Raw genomic sequence first — 12,993 nt, 5'->3', positions numbered from 1 at the left:
GAGGGCCGGACGATGGGTGAGCACAACCCCGAGCGTGAGCACGAGGAGCGGCTCAAGGGCGGCTCCAGCGCCTCCGGTGTCGGCGCGTACCTGCTGCACCGGGCCAAACCGCACCTCCCCCCGTGGCTGGGCGTGGGCGCCCTCGGTGTGGCCGGCGGCGCCGCGCATCTGGCGTGGGCCGACTCGGCGGCGGCCGGGGTCGGGCTCACCCTGTCCTCCGTGGCGCTCACCGGCGTCACGTGGTGGGCGGGACGGAGCACGAGCCCGCAGCGCCGTGTGCACTCCGCCGTCACGGTGGCGTGCGGGTCGGCGTGGCTGACCGCGGCGGCCCTGGCCGGACCGCTGACCGGCCCGCTCCCGGACGCCTATCTGATGGGCGGCCCGGCCCTGGCGCTCTCGTGGAACGTGCGCATGGTCATGCGCCGCAACCCCGAGGGCGGCCAGTCCACGGACAAGGGACTGCTGGAGAAAGTCGGTCTCGCCAAGACGCAGCTGGGCACGGCCAAGGTCGAGCCGAACCGCGTCACGGTCCCCTACGCCCTCCCCCAGGGGGAGACGAACGACAAGGTGTCCAAGGCGCTGCCGTCCATCGCCAGCGCGCTGGACGTGCCGGTCACGGCAGTGCGCAACCGGCCCGACCCCGAGTCGGCCCGCCGTGGCGTGTTCACGGTCGTCCCGGTTGACATGCTCCGGGAGGTCATCTGGTGGCCCGGCCCGTCTTCCCCCGGCGGCTCCATCTCGGAGCCTCTGGTGATCGGTGTCTACGACGACGGCACGCCGCTCCAGCTCACGCTCCCGCAGGCGCTGCACCTCCTGGTGATGGGCGTGACCGGCGCGGGCAAGACGGAGGGGGCGCTGGACGTGCTGGCGGAGGTCCTGACCCGGCGGGACGTGGCGGTGTGGCTGTCCGATCCCAAGTGCGGCCAGGATCTCGGGGACGTGTTCCCCGCGTGCGACTGGGTCGTTCAGGACGGCGACGGCGCCGCGCTGATGATCGAAGCGCTCAAAGGGGTCATCCCTGCCCGCCAGGGGTGGCTGGGCGCGCACGGCTACCGGTCGTGGGAGCCGGCCGCGGCCGAGGCGCAGAGCGATCCGCGGCACTCCTGCCGGAAGGACGGCACGGCGTGCGGCTGTCCTGGCATGCCGTATCTCGTGGCGTGGTTCGAGGAGGCTGCCAACACGCTGCGGGCCGTGGACGACGATGCGTTCACCGGCATTGCCCAGGAGGCCCGGTCCGCCGGTATCTCCCTCGTGGTCTCCATGCAGCGCGCATCCGGCTACCAGATCAGCACCGACACCCGGGCGTCCCTCCCAGCCGCTCTCTGCTTCGGGGTGGACGAGCGGGATGCCGGGTTCGCGCTCCCCTCGGACGTGCTGGAGGCGGGCGCCAACCCTGGCGCATGGAGCAACAAGCGGCCCGGCTACTGCTACTTGGTGGCGGCCGGAGTCGAGGAGGAGCGATGGGTGACGCCTTCCCGCACCTACCGCAACGATCCGGTGGCGCTGGAGTGGGTGGCCCGGGAGTTCGCGCCCATCCGCATGGGAGTGGACCCGGTGACCGCCAAGGCGGCGGCCAGCGTGGCGGGTACGGCCTACACCGACCGGGACCGTCCCGGGACGCAGACGACGGAGGCCGCGGTCTCCACGGAGGAGCAGCGCGTGGAGGAGCCGTTGGTGGACCCGGAGGACGCGGGCATTGACCCCGAGGCGGACCTCCCGCCGGCGGACGACTCCCCGTTCCTCCCGGCCGACTCCCGGACCGAGCTGACCAAGGAGGAGGCGCGGGAGGTCATGGAGCGGCTCCTGGAGCAGTGGGAGCGGGAGGGCCGCATGGTCGTCGGCCCGCGCGACTTCCTGGCGCACTCCGAGGAGATCGGCCGCAAGCCCACTTGGATCAAGAACCAGGTCCGCGACTTCCGCCGGGAGGGCCGTCTGGCGGAGACCTCCGAGACGGGCCGCTACCGCATCGTCCCGGCCCTGACCCCGGCCTGACCGGTCGGACGCCCTCTGACCCCCGAATCCCTAGGTAGGGCGCGGGTGTCAGAGGGCGCGACCCCCCGTCTGACGCCCGCCTGACCCCCTCGGGGAGCGGCCGTCTGACACCCTGCCTGACACCCCGCAGCAAGACGGCCGGTCCGGGCGCATCCGGACCGGCCCCGCACCCCACGGAGGTACCCGTGAGCTACACCCCCGAGTATGGCGCGCCGCAGCGCCAGGAGATCACCACGGAGGAGGTTCTGGCCGCGCTGCTGCCGGACTCCCCGGCCGCCGCCGTACCGCAGCCGTCCACCCCCGCGCCCGAGGCGCGGCCCTCGGTGCCGACCGTGGAGGAGCTGCTGGCCGCCGCGCAGCGCCAGGGCGCCCTCCTCCCCGCGCCGCCGGCCCCGGCCCCGGTTCCGTCCGGTCCGGTCGTCCCCCGGTGGGCGGTCGGTACGGCCGTCGCGTCCGTGGGTGTCGGCGTGGGCTCCGTGCTCGTGGCCGCCGCGCTGGACATGCTGAGCGCCGCCGCGGCTGCGCTGGCCGCCGGGCTGGCGGGGCTGGCCGGGCCGCTCCTCGTGGGCGCGGTCGTGCTCCTGGCCGTGGGCGCCTCCCGCCGCTCCAGCCGGGGCTCCGTGCACGTCGTGCAGACCGTGACGCAGACCGTCACGCAGTCCGTGCGGGTGGGCCGGTGAGCGCCGCCGTGGCCGCGCCCGAGGCGGTCACCACGAGCAAGACGGCCGCCGCTTCGGAGGCGCGGGCCGCCGCTACGGACGCACCCCGGGACCGCTCCGGGGCCGTGCTCCGGGTGCTGGCCGTCGTCGCGGTCATCGGTGGCGCGGCCGTCGCCGCCATCGGGTTCGCCGGCTCCTACTCCGCACTGCGCGCCCTGGCCGAGTCCAAGGGGTTCGGCGCGTTCTCCCCCTGGTTCCCCATCGGGGTGGACGCCGGAATCGTCGCGCTCCTGGCGCTGGATCTGCTGCTCATCTGGCGCGGCGCCTCCTGGCCCGTGCTGCGGCTCCTGGCGCACGCCATGACCGCCGCCACGGTCTACTTCAACGCCAACGCCGGGGAGCAGTCGCCCCGGGAGGACCCCGTAGGCGCGCTCATGCACGCGGTCATGCCGGTGCTGTTCGTGGCGGCCGTGGAGGCGGCACGGCGAGTCGTCATCCGGGCCGCGCGCCTCGGAGACGGCCGCGCGACGGACGGCGTGCCGCTGCACCGGTGGGTGATGGCCCCGTGGCCGACCTGGCTGCTGTACCGGCGCATGCGGCTGTGGGACGTGCGCTCGTACCCCGAGGCGGTCCGCCGGGAGCGGGAGCTGACCGTCTACCGGGAGATGCTCCAGCGCAAGCACGGCAGCATCCGGCGGGCGCCGGCCGAGGAGCGGCTCCCCCTGACGATGGCGCCCTACGGGCTCACCATCGAGGAGGCGCTGGCCCTCCCGGCGGAGCACGAGCACCGGGAGCAGGAGCGCCAGGCCGCGGCCGAAGCGCTGCGGCTGGAGCGGGAGGCCGAGGCGGAGCGCCGGGCCGCAGAGGCGGAGATCACCCGGCTCAAGACGCGGGCCGCAGTCGAGACGGCACGCCACGAGACGGCGGCCGAGGCAGGCACGGCCGAGGCGCGCGCCAGGGCCGCTCAGACGGCCGCAGAGGCCAAGGCGGAGGCCGAGGCCAGGGCCGCCCGCCGGGCCGTGGAGGAGGCCGAGAGGGTCGCGCGGGAGGCCTCGGAGGCGGAGGAGTCGGCAGACGCATCCGAAGCACGGGCGCGTGCCCTCGAAGCGGACCGCCGTGCGGCCGAAGCGGAACGGGACGCAGCCGAAGCACGAGCCCGCGCGTCCAAAGCGGACCGCGAGACGGCCGAAGCGAAGCGGCATGCGGCCGAGGCGGAGGCGGCCCGGGAGCGGGCCGAGGCGGACGCAGCCGAAGCACGGGCCCGCGCGTCCAAAGCGCGGCAGCATGCAGCCGAAGCGGAGCGGCACGCGCTCGAAGCGGAGGACGTGGCCCGGCTGTCCCCGCGGGAGCGGAGCATCCGGCGGACGGCCCGGATGATGCTCGCCGCGGGCGCGGCTGCCGACCCCGAGCGGCTGCCGCTGGACACGATCCGGGAGGAGTTCGGGGTGTCGCTCTCCACGGCCTCCCAGTACCGGACCGAGGCGGCCGACCTCCTCGCCGGTGGCTACAGCCCCCAGACGGCCTGACGGTTGCCCGTCCCCGACCGTCCACCCCGGGCGGCCGAGGGCGGGGAGCCGGAACAGCCGGCCCCGAACACAACGGAAGGGCGCGCCCCTTCGCCTGGCAGCAGTCGGGCGCGCCCCACACCCTTGGGAGGGCACCGTGAGCGTACCCCTGACCATTCGACCGATCCCGGCCGCCGACGACGCGTGCCCGCTGTGCGGCTACTGGCGGTGCCGCTGCTCAGAGGTCCTGAAGCTGAGCGCGGTGGCGACCGACTCCGACCCCGACATGGAGGAGGCGCTGCGTCGCGTCCGGGCGGGGGGTCGGCGGTGAGCCGGAAGCGACTCCCGGCGCCGCGCCGGACCGCGCACGTCATGACCCCGGGCCAACTCGGGTTCGGCTGCGAGGAGCCCTGGCAGCCGACCGGCTGCGCGTGCTGGCCGCCCACCCCCCGGGCCGGCTGCCAGCACTGCCGCTCCTGCGAGACGTGCGGAGACTGCGGACGCTGCGCCGGCCGCGGCTGCATGTGCCAGTGCGAGGAGGACTGACAGTTGCCTGCGGTGCCCGGCTCCGGCCGGGCGCCGTGGGGAGCACGGACAGTTCCGATCCCAAGTCAGGCGACCGCTCGAACCGTTGCCCGAAGTGTCATAGACGCGCCGGAAGTTGAGAAATGCAGCAGAGAAGTGGCGGGTTCCCCCAGGAGTTGTGCTCCCCTCCGAGGCATCTAACCACTACATCTGGTGTCTTTGAGCGCGTTTAGGCACTAGACCTAGTGGTTCCGTGTCCCAGAACTTGTGGTCCCGCGCCCCACTTTGGCGCCAGAGACCGATATCGTCTTTCCAGCACATCTGAGGCTAAGGAGGCCGCCATGAGCGAGACAGCTCACGAGTGGCTGACCGTGCGTGAAGTCGCTGAGCACTTCCGTGTGTCGGAACGCACAGTCACCCGTTGGGTCACCACCGACCCGAACATGCGGGTGCGGAGGATCGGGCCGTCTGCCCGGACCATACGCATCCACCGGTCAGAACTCGATAGAGACACGAGCCTCCCGGCTGCCTGAGTGCAGAAATGCGTCAGGGGCCAGTGCGCCAACACCGGCCCCTCTGGGACGCATACCGGGAGATTATCCACCGGGCGGGCACCCGGGGAGAAGGGCAGCGCCCTAACGCACATTGCATCCGTGCAAGGGCCAGAGTATCCAGTGAACGCTCTGTTCAGCAGACCGATCTCACATGATCTTGGTCTCGGCTGTCTACCTCGGGTGCCGCCCCCTACCCCTGTAGAGGGACGCACCAATGAACGCGAAACCGCAGGTTAACCCGCCTGTAAGGCAGGAGCCTTCCACCCCCCGCGCAACGGCCGGAGTAGACACTCTGTCTCCGGCGGCTCCCCGAAACGTGACCGAACACCAGAGGTTCGTAGCCCTCCAGTGGGTGAGCCGAGGCGTGCCCGTCGTCCCGTGCGGGCGCGACAAGCGGCCGCTCGTGGCAGGGTTCGGCGCCGGCGCCTCGGAGGAGGAGCTGGCGCCGTTCTCCGACCCGGAGACGGTCCGCTCGTGGTGGTCCGCCCGGTACGCCCGCGCCCATGTCGGGCTGCTCACCGGGCGCGGTCCCGGCCGCGGGCTCCTCGTGGTGGATCTCGACATGCCCAAGGGGGAGGCACGTCCGCTCACCGGCCGGTGGGAGGGATGCCAGGGCGGTACAGACGTGCTGGAGCTCCTGGCGGCCGAGTCGGGCGCACCGTGGCCCGAGACGTACACCGTGCTGACCCCGGGCGGCGGGATGCATCTGTACTTCCTCCAGCCCGAGGAGGGGCCGCTCATCGGGTGCGCAACCGGCGACGGCCCTACGGCGCCGCATCTGGGGCCGCTCGTGGACGTGCGGGGAGTCGGGGGCGTCATCATCGCTGCGGGCTCCTACGCAGCCGTACAGGGCCGTCCGTATGAGCGGGTGAGTCCTCCCGAGCTGCTGCCGCAGCCGCTCCCGGGGTGGCTGCTGGCGCTGCTCCGTCGTCCGGCCGCTCCTCCGAGTCCTCCGCCGGCCCCGGCGGTTGTGCGGTCCCTGCCGACCGGCTCCAGCCGGGCGGAGCGGTACGCCGCGGCTGCGTTCCGGGGGGAGGTCGAGGAGGTGTCGGCGGAGCCCGAAGGCGGGCGGAACCAACGGCTGTTCCGGGCCGCCAGGAAGTTGGGTGAGCTGTCCGCGACGGCCCCGGCCGTGCTGGACACGACGACCGTGGAGGAGCAGCTCCTGGCCGCCGCGCTCCGGTGCGGGCTCCGTGAGCGGGAGGCGCTGGCCACGATTCGGAGCGGGTGGGCGCACGGTACGGCGGGCGCCGGCCTCGGAGGTGCCGCATGACGGACCGCCGCGCCACCGTTGCCAGCCTCCCGGCCCCAGCCGACGACTCCGACATGTGGGCGGGGACCGATCTCACGGCCGCCCGGCCCACCCCCAAACGGCGAGTCGGCGCGGTCCGGCACCGTGGGCAACTCCGCATGGCGGAGCGGTTCCTCCAGGAGCACGGCGACGGGCTCCGTTTCGTCCACGGGATCGGCTGGCACGAGTGGGACGGCGCGCGCTGGCAGGAGGACGAGAAGCGCGCGGACATGGCTGCGGCCGTATCGACGGTCAAGAACGCGCTCCGGGAGCTGGAGGATCTGGACGGCCAGGAGCGTGACGACTTGTACAAGGACGTGCGGAAGTCTGAGAGCGCCTCGGGGTTGGAGGGCATGCTCCGCATCGCATCCGCCCTCCCGCCGATCTCCACGGCCTCCAAGGCGCTGGACGCCGACCCCCACCTCTTCAACACCCCAGAGGGCACGGTGAACCTCCTCACGGGGGAGGTCGGGGACAACAGCCGGGACGATCTGATCACCAAAGTGGCCGCAGCCGAGATCGGGGACGGCGCAGACTCCGAGTGGGAGGCGTTCCTGGAGCGCATCCTCCCTGACGAAGAGGTGCGGGCGTTCGTCCAACGGCTGTTCGGCTACGCCATGCTGGGCAAGGTCACGGAGCACGTCATGCCGATCTTCACCGGGACCGGGGCGAACGGTAAGGGCACGCTCCGGGACGCGGTTCTCCATGCGTTCGGGGACTACGCCATCGAGGTTGACCCCGCCATCCTCATGGAGTCCAAGCACGAGCGGCACGGCGCTTTCAAGATGCGGCTCCGAGGCGCCCGGCTGGCGTTCTGCTCCGAGACGGAGAAAGGCCGGCGCTTCGCAGAGGCCACGATGAAGCGGCTCGTGGGCGGTGACCCCATCGAAGCGAACCTCATGCACCGGAACCCGATCACGTTCGATCCGTCCCACACCTTGATCATGCTGACCAACCATCTGCCCGCGGTCTCCGGCGACGATCCGGCCGTCTGGCGGCGGCTCCTCGTGGTGCCGTTCGACGTGACGATCCCCGAGGAGGAGCGGGACGGAGGCCTCCCCGACCGGCTGCGGAAGGCTGCGCCGGCCGTACTGGCGTGGGCGTATGAGGGGTGGGAGGACTACCAGCTCCAGGGGCTCAATCCCCCGGAGGCGGTCCGGGTGCGCACGGACGAGTACAAGGCGGCCAGTGACGTGCTCGGGAGGTTCCTCGAAGAACGCACGGTCTCCACTGACCACGGCTCTGTGATGGCCCGGGAGCTGTTCCGCGCGTGGTCTCAGTGGTGCCACGCCAACGGGTACCGGGACGACACGGTCGGCTCTGAGGTGTCGTTTGCTACCTCCCTGGCCGCCCGCGGGCACACGAAGAAGCGCAGCAGTCAGGGACAGCTCTACCGAGGGATCATGCTCGCCTCCCAGGATGACGACGACTGAGAGAGCCCATTCCGCTTAGAGGGGCCGCCGACCCGTTCGGCGGCCCTTTCTGCGTTCCGCTCCCGAGATTTTCAAGATCAAGATGTAGGGTTGTGCAGGGTTTTCCGAAACTCTCCATGCGTGCGCGGGTGGGAGGAAACCGGGAAACCCTACACAGCCCTACACTCCCGCAGGTCAGCGCGTTTCACCCGGCCGACAGGGCGCGCCACAGACGGCCCGTGCCGGGGGGTGGGAAGCATGGACGGCCATCCACCCCCCGCCAGACGGCATTCGAGGGTTCCGCTTGTCCGGCGGGTGCCGCTCCGATGGGCGTGCGGCGTAGCCGCTCCGCTCTGTCCTGACTCGCAGACGACGGCGGCGCCGGGCCCGGACGGCATGAGCTATGGGACGGCCAGGAGCAGCTCCTCGGCCGGGCGGTCCCGGGGGGAGCCCCCTCGGGGCCGTCCGTCTGCCGACCGGGCCGGTTAGCTCCTCGGGCCGTGTACGGGTTTGGGAGTTCGCGCGCGCATTGTTGGGGTGCGACCGGTCGCAGTCGCGCGCGCGTACCGGCGCTGGACCGGTCACGGACGCGATTCCCCCAGACCCGTACAGGGGCGCGCCGCCAGCTCCTCCCGGTCGGCGGAGACGGGCCCGGGGGAGACCTCCCCCACCCCGGGCCGGACCTTTGAACCCGACAGACTTCCGAGAGACCTCCCCGGCGGTCCCGCTCCTCGGGCTCCTCGGGGGTGACCCCCTATCGCAGATTCTGTGCAGCGGTGCGCGCGGCTGACCGCGCCGGGCCCGGTCGGCGGCCCGCAGCGATCCGGACTCCCCTACCCCCGGCCGGCGGCGGGCCGTTGCCGAGGAGCTGCTCCTCCTCGTGCTCCTGGCCGTCGTCGTCGGCGGCTCGCGCGACCGCGCGCGCGTAGGACGGTCTCACGGGTTCCACGGCGGTACCTCTGCGCTGCTCACGGCGGTGTGCTCCGGTCTCACGGCGTCGCGCAAAAACGTGGGCGACAGGGCGGTTGGGTCGCCCGGCTCCTGGCGGCAGTTCGTGACCGGCTCCCCCCTCCCGGGCATGGCGACGGCCCGCAGCCGAGCGAGCTGCGGGCCGTTGGCGCGGGGGGTGTTGGCGTCAGTGCTCCGGGCCGCTCCAGTACGGGGTGGAGTCATCTAGGTCGGAGAAGTCTCCGCCATCCTCGGCGGCGTTCGCCGCGGCTGTGTCCACCATCGTGGCCAGCTCCTCGGCGGTGGCAGGGCGGCCGTCGGGGTAGAGGCAGGGGCGGTTCTCGGGATAGTCGGTCATGTCGTCCTCCTGGCGGTGGTTGGCGGTGCGGTCGTTGGTCAGCGGGCGGCGCGCACCTCCGCACGAGAGAGCTGACTCGCCTCGGTGCGGGGGGCGTCCGTCAGCCACGGGTACGGGCGGGTGCGGTCGGCGGTCTCGAAGACCCGGATGGCGGCGCCCTCCACGCTCCCGGGCGCCAGGTGGCCGCCCTCCAGACTCGCCAGGAGCCGCGCGGCGTGGTGCTCGCAGCCCTCGGCCGACCCTCCGGAGCGGTCGGAGACGGTCACGGCATCGTGCGGTCCCTGGCAGGGGGTGGGGTCCTCGGGGTGGGCGGCGGCGCATCGGGTGTCGGTCACGGTGTCCTCCTGGCGGTGGTTGGTGTGGCGGGCGGTTGGTCGTCAGGCACCGGCGAGGATCTCCCCGAGCTTGTAGCCGGCCGATCCCTCCAGTTGGTCGCGCAGTCGGTTGTAGCGCTGCGTGGTGCGGGGGTCGGCGTGGCCGAGGAGGTCCTGGACGCGCGGGAGGGAGGCGCCCGGCTGCGCCAGGAGCAGGGTGGCCGCGGTGTGGCGCAGGGAGTGCGGGCTGATCTTGTCGGCGGCCGTGACGCCGGCGGCGGTGGCGATCCGGCGCACGGCGCGCCAGGCCTCGGAGCGGTCCCACGGCTTCCCGGTGCGGGTGGGCAGGAGGAGCCCCTCGGTGCGGCCGTCCAGCTGCTCCTCGATGGCGTGCAGCAGCCAGGGGTGCAGCGGTACCCGGCGCGTCTTGCCGCCCTTGCCCTCCACCCGCAGGAACCGGTGGCCGCGGTCGGTGCCCATGTCCTCCGCCCGGGCGGCCAGCGCCTCGGAGACCCGGAGCCCGGCCCCCAGGAGCAGCGCCACGAGCGCGTGGGTGCGCGGGGACTCCGCCCGGGCGGCGGCCAGCATGGCGCGCGCCTCGGCCTCGGTGAGCCCGACCGTGGGCGTCTGGTCGGCGTCCACGGACGGCCGGCGCACGTGCTCGGCCGGATTGGCGGCCAGCGTGCCGAGGGAGACGGCGTAGCGGTAGGCGGAGGAGACCGCGCTCAGGCGGCGGGCGCGGGTGCGGGCCGACTCCCCGCGCTCCTCCAGCGCGCGGAGGTAGGCCTCCACCACCGGGCGGGAGGCCTCCAGCGGCTCCACCCCGTAGGAGGCGCACCACTCCGTCCAGCGCCGTATCTCGGTGGTGTACCCGGCGCGGGTGCGCGGGGAGCCGTAGGAGCCGAGCCAGGCCTCCACCACGCCGGGCCACCGGGCGGTGTCGGGGAGGGCGGTCACGACCGTGCCGGACAGCACGCGGGGAGCGGGAGCAGCGGGGTGCGTCATGCCCCGCACTCTACCCCAACATAAGAGTGATTGTGTTGGGGTTTCTCGGACACGTGACGACACGCCATGACAGGGCGGACGCCCGCCGGTTGGGAGCGGCTCCTCCCGGCCCTCCCGGACAACTCCCGTCGCCGGTCCTGTCGGGAACCCGTTGCGCCCCAGGGAAGGGGCGGAGGAGCGGAGTTGCGGAGCTAACCCGCCGGTCCTCCACGGTTGCCGCGCCCACACCGGGCCGACCGACTCGACTGACGGAGGACACCCATGGACGACCGCACGAGACTGACGACCGCCGCTCTGGGCGCCGCCCTGGCCGTACTCGTGGCCGCGGAACACCCCGGGATGCTCCCGGCCCTGACGTTCGGGCTCCTGGTGTGGGGAGCCCTGGCGCTGCTGCTGCGGCTCTGAGCGGACGGGCGGCCCGGCTGCGGGAGGATCGGCGCCATGACGACGACACGGCGCGCCCTCGGCACCGGCCCGCAGTCGGAGCAGCCGCTCCCCGAGGAGCGCCAGGAGGAGCGGCTCCTCCCGGCGGAGCGGGCGGCGCTGGAGCGGTCGGCGGCCGAGGAGCCCGCGGCCCGGCCGGCGCGGTCCGGCCGTCGTCCCCTAGGGCCTCGGGGCGGCTGACCGCCGCGGGTTGGGTTGGACTTTCTGGACCCCCCTACGCGCGGGCGCGCCCGAGGCGCGGCACGTCTTGTAGGGCGGCGCGTTAGCGCGTCTTGTGGGTTGGCACGTTCGGGGCCGGCGCGGTGCTCCTGGCCGTCGTCGGCGGGAGCGAGTTAGTGCCAAGTGGGCCCACTTTGCGGCGGCCGGGGAGGAGCTGCTCCTCGTGGCCTCCCGCGCGTACATGTCCGCGCGCGCATGCGTGGCACCGGGTGGAACCGGATGAGCGCGGACACGACGGAGCCCCGGCCGTTCGGGGACCGGGGCTCTGTCGGGGCGCGGGTTGGTCAGCCGTTCCGGCGGTGGATTCGCCAGCGCCCCTCGGGCGCGACCGACTCCCCGACCTCGATGATTCCGCCCTCGGTGTCAAAGTAGATGTTCCGGCCCGCCAGGACGGGGCTGCCGACCTCTACCCCGAGTTCCTCGGCATCCCGTTCGGTGGCGCGCGTGGCGGCCGTCGCCTCCTCGGCTGCGGCGCCGCGGCGGCCGGTCGCGGCCTCGATGGCGTTCGGGGTGCCCCCGGGGATGCGGTCAGTCTGGAGGAGCGCCGGCACCGTCTCGGCGAGAGCCGGGGAGAACCAGCTCGTGCTCGCGCTCACCGGGCCCTCCTCGTTGTAGGTGACGCGGTGGCGCCGAATCGCGTGGGCGCCCTCCTCCAGCTCCAGCAGGTCGGCCACCCATGTGGGCGGGGTGGAGAGTTCAGCGGCCTTGATGACGGCGTACTCCCCATCGGGGTAGATCTTCCCCGTGCTCAGTGCGCGCTCCAGCCGGTCCACGGCCGACCGGTGGAGGTTCCGGCGGGAGCGGACCACTGTGCCGACCCCCGTGACGGATTCTGCGAGACCGTCCGCGCGCAGTGCCGCGAGTGCCTTCATGGCGGTGGCCTGAGCGATCCCCCATTGGTCGGCAATCTGCCGCACGGACGGGAGACGGTCCCCGTCGTTCAGCTCCCCGTCCACAATGCGGCGCTTCAACTCGTGCACGACCTGGAGGTACGGGGGCGTTCGGTCCAGCTCTGGCATGTCCTCAGTCCCTTCATAGTCCGCTAGCTCACTGCTGTGCAGAGTACTAGTTGACGTGAGTAGTGTGCTAGTGCACTATCTACTCACTGTCAGGGCTCAACTTCGGTACGCGAGGAGATCCGCATGGCTACAGCCACCCCACCCCCCGGGCAGCGTCCCGGTCGGGACTTCTGGGACCCCGCCAACGGCGCCGGCTACTGGGCCGGGACCGAGCACGACAAGAGCCAGAAGAACGGCAGGAGCAACGGCGTTCCGTCGCAGGGCGGCGGCACCGGCCGCGCCAAGCCGCATGCCGAGGCGCTGCTCCCCGACCCGGAGTTCACCTCCCCGGCCTCCATCCGGAACTACTGCAACCAGCTGCGCGCGCTCATGACGGGAGTGTCGTTCGAGCTGGCGATGGCCTCGGAGATTCTCAAGGGCACGTTGGGCGCGGTCCCCGACCCGGACGGCCGTCCGTTCGGCTCCCGCCAGAGGGCGGCCCGGGTGTCGCGGAAGCTCATGAAGTCGGCGGACGCGGCCAAGGCGGCGGCCGTCAACGCGGCGGCCACCTACGCCAAGTTCGCCCAGGAGTACGAGGAGGAGATCAACCGAGTCCGCCACCGTGCCCGGCGCAGCACTCCCGCGCGCCGGATCGACTGGGCTGACCAGTAGGGGAGGGCCGGACGATGGGTGAGCACAACCCCGAGCGTGAGCACGAGGAGCGGCTCAAGGGCGGCTCCAGCGCCTCCGGTGTCGGCGCGTACCTGCT

The 12,993-nt window shown here is 72.9% G+C and carries 14 protein-coding genes; 10 read left to right on the top strand and 4 right to left on the bottom strand.

Going from position 1 to position 12,993, the window contains the following annotated elements:
* Positions 1-12 precede the first annotated feature (12 nt).
* From traB to BM237_RS28375, 7 genes are all read left to right on the top strand, one after another.
* Entirely contained in the window at positions 13-1,992 is a 1,980-nt protein-coding gene (traB, locus tag BM237_RS30390) for a plasmid transfer protein TraB (RefSeq protein WP_093852614.1), read from the top strand.
* 185 nt (positions 1,993-2,177) lie between these two features.
* Entirely contained in the window at positions 2,178-2,672 is a 495-nt protein-coding gene (locus tag BM237_RS29525) for a hypothetical protein (protein ID WP_093852613.1), read from the top strand.
* The gene (locus BM237_RS28390) at positions 2,669-4,177 is read left to right on the top strand and encodes a DUF2637 domain-containing protein (RefSeq protein WP_093852612.1); all 1,509 of its coding nucleotides are present in this window, start codon (positions 2,669-2,671) and stop codon (positions 4,175-4,177) included. The genes BM237_RS29525 and BM237_RS28390 overlap by 4 nt, the downstream gene beginning before the upstream one ends.
* 136 nt (positions 4,178-4,313) lie before the next feature.
* A complete protein-coding gene (locus BM237_RS29520) occupies positions 4,314-4,487 on the top strand; it encodes a hypothetical protein (protein WP_175541174.1) in 174 nt (57 codons plus the stop codon).
* A gap of 535 nt (positions 4,488-5,022) precedes the next feature.
* Positions 5,023-5,214, top strand: coding sequence for a helix-turn-helix domain-containing protein (locus tag BM237_RS30595; RefSeq protein ID WP_093852611.1), 192 nt, complete (start codon positions 5,023-5,025; stop codon positions 5,212-5,214).
* Between the two features lie 235 nt (positions 5,215-5,449).
* Positions 5,450-6,508, top strand: a complete 1,059-nt coding sequence (locus BM237_RS28380; RefSeq protein ID WP_093852610.1) for a bifunctional DNA primase/polymerase — start codon at positions 5,450-5,452, stop codon at positions 6,506-6,508.
* A 137-nt stretch (positions 6,509-6,645) separates the two neighbouring features.
* Positions 6,646-7,959 carry a DNA primase family protein gene (locus BM237_RS28375; RefSeq protein ID WP_175541178.1) on the top strand — a complete coding sequence of 438 codons (1,314 nt, stop codon included), beginning with the start codon at positions 6,646-6,648 and terminating at the stop codon, positions 7,957-7,959.
* A gap of 1,114 nt (positions 7,960-9,073) precedes the next feature.
* Here BM237_RS28375 and BM237_RS29515 read toward each other — a convergent pair.
* The 3 genes from BM237_RS29515 to BM237_RS28365 are packed head-to-tail and all read right to left on the bottom strand — an operon-like array spanning position 9,074 to position 10,563.
* A complete protein-coding gene (locus tag BM237_RS29515) occupies positions 9,074-9,244 on the bottom strand; it encodes a hypothetical protein (protein ID WP_175541177.1) in 171 nt (56 codons plus the stop codon).
* A gap of 38 nt (positions 9,245-9,282) precedes the next feature.
* Entirely contained in the window at positions 9,283-9,579 is a 297-nt protein-coding gene (locus BM237_RS28370; protein ID WP_093852608.1) for a hypothetical protein, read from the bottom strand.
* 42 nt (positions 9,580-9,621) lie between these two features.
* A complete protein-coding gene (locus BM237_RS28365; RefSeq protein WP_093852607.1) occupies positions 9,622-10,563 on the bottom strand; it encodes a tyrosine-type recombinase/integrase in 942 nt (313 codons plus the stop codon).
* Between the two features lie 261 nt (positions 10,564-10,824).
* Here BM237_RS28365 and BM237_RS29510 point away from each other — a divergent pair, with 261 nt between their 5' ends.
* Both BM237_RS29510 and BM237_RS28360 read left to right on the top strand, forming a co-directional pair.
* Positions 10,825-10,968, top strand: a complete 144-nt coding sequence (locus BM237_RS29510) for a hypothetical protein (RefSeq protein WP_175541176.1) — start codon at positions 10,825-10,827, stop codon at positions 10,966-10,968.
* 36 nt (positions 10,969-11,004) lie between these two features.
* Positions 11,005-11,187 carry a hypothetical protein gene (locus BM237_RS28360; RefSeq protein ID WP_093852606.1) on the top strand — a complete coding sequence of 61 codons (183 nt, stop codon included), beginning with the start codon at positions 11,005-11,007 and terminating at the stop codon, positions 11,185-11,187.
* Between the two features lie 323 nt (positions 11,188-11,510).
* Here the strand turns inward: BM237_RS28360 and BM237_RS28355 are convergent, their stop codons facing one another.
* Complete coding sequence (locus BM237_RS28355; RefSeq protein ID WP_093852605.1) at positions 11,511-12,245, bottom strand: GntR family transcriptional regulator; 735 nt, start codon at positions 12,243-12,245, stop codon at positions 11,511-11,513.
* A 123-nt stretch (positions 12,246-12,368) separates the two neighbouring features.
* On the opposite strand from BM237_RS28355, the gene traA reads away from it, so the two are divergent.
* Positions 12,369-12,896, top strand: coding sequence for a plasmid transfer protein TraA (gene traA, locus BM237_RS28350; RefSeq protein ID WP_175541175.1), 528 nt, complete (start codon positions 12,369-12,371; stop codon positions 12,894-12,896).
* Positions 12,897-12,993 lie beyond the last annotated feature (97 nt).

This window comes from Streptomyces mangrovi (genome assembly GCF_900114215.1).
GTDB classification, from domain to species: Bacteria; Actinomycetota; Actinomycetes; order Streptomycetales; family Streptomycetaceae; genus Streptomyces; species Streptomyces barkulensis.
Note: the sequence above shows the minus strand (reverse complement) of the source record. Positions and strands in the feature narration are given on the sequence as shown.

What these genes read in the sequence shown, in the direction of transcription:
- BM237_RS28360 (WP_093852606.1), top strand. Translation starts at nt 11,005, where the DNA reads ATGACGACGACACGGCGCGCCCTCGGCACCGGCCCGCAGTCGGAGCAG.
- BM237_RS28355 (WP_093852605.1), bottom strand. Translation starts at nt 12,245, where the DNA reads ATGCCAGAGCTGGACCGAACGCCCCCGTACCTCCAGGTCGTGCACGAG.
- BM237_RS28375 (WP_175541178.1), top strand. Translation starts at nt 6,646, where the DNA reads ATGGCGGAGCGGTTCCTCCAGGAGCACGGCGACGGGCTCCGTTTCGTC.
- BM237_RS28365 (WP_093852607.1), bottom strand. Translation starts at nt 10,563, where the DNA reads ATGACGCACCCCGCTGCTCCCGCTCCCCGCGTGCTGTCCGGCACGGTC.
- traB (WP_093852614.1), top strand. Translation starts at nt 13, where the DNA reads ATGGGTGAGCACAACCCCGAGCGTGAGCACGAGGAGCGGCTCAAGGGC.
- traA (WP_175541175.1), top strand. Translation starts at nt 12,369, where the DNA reads ATGGCTACAGCCACCCCACCCCCCGGGCAGCGTCCCGGTCGGGACTTC.
- BM237_RS30595 (WP_093852611.1), top strand. Translation starts at nt 5,023, where the DNA reads ATGAGCGAGACAGCTCACGAGTGGCTGACCGTGCGTGAAGTCGCTGAG.
- BM237_RS29510 (WP_175541176.1), top strand. Translation starts at nt 10,825, where the DNA reads ATGGACGACCGCACGAGACTGACGACCGCCGCTCTGGGCGCCGCCCTG.
- BM237_RS28380 (WP_093852610.1), top strand. Translation starts at nt 5,450, where the DNA reads ATGAACGCGAAACCGCAGGTTAACCCGCCTGTAAGGCAGGAGCCTTCC.
- BM237_RS29515 (WP_175541177.1), bottom strand. Translation starts at nt 9,244, where the DNA reads ATGACCGACTATCCCGAGAACCGCCCCTGCCTCTACCCCGACGGCCGC.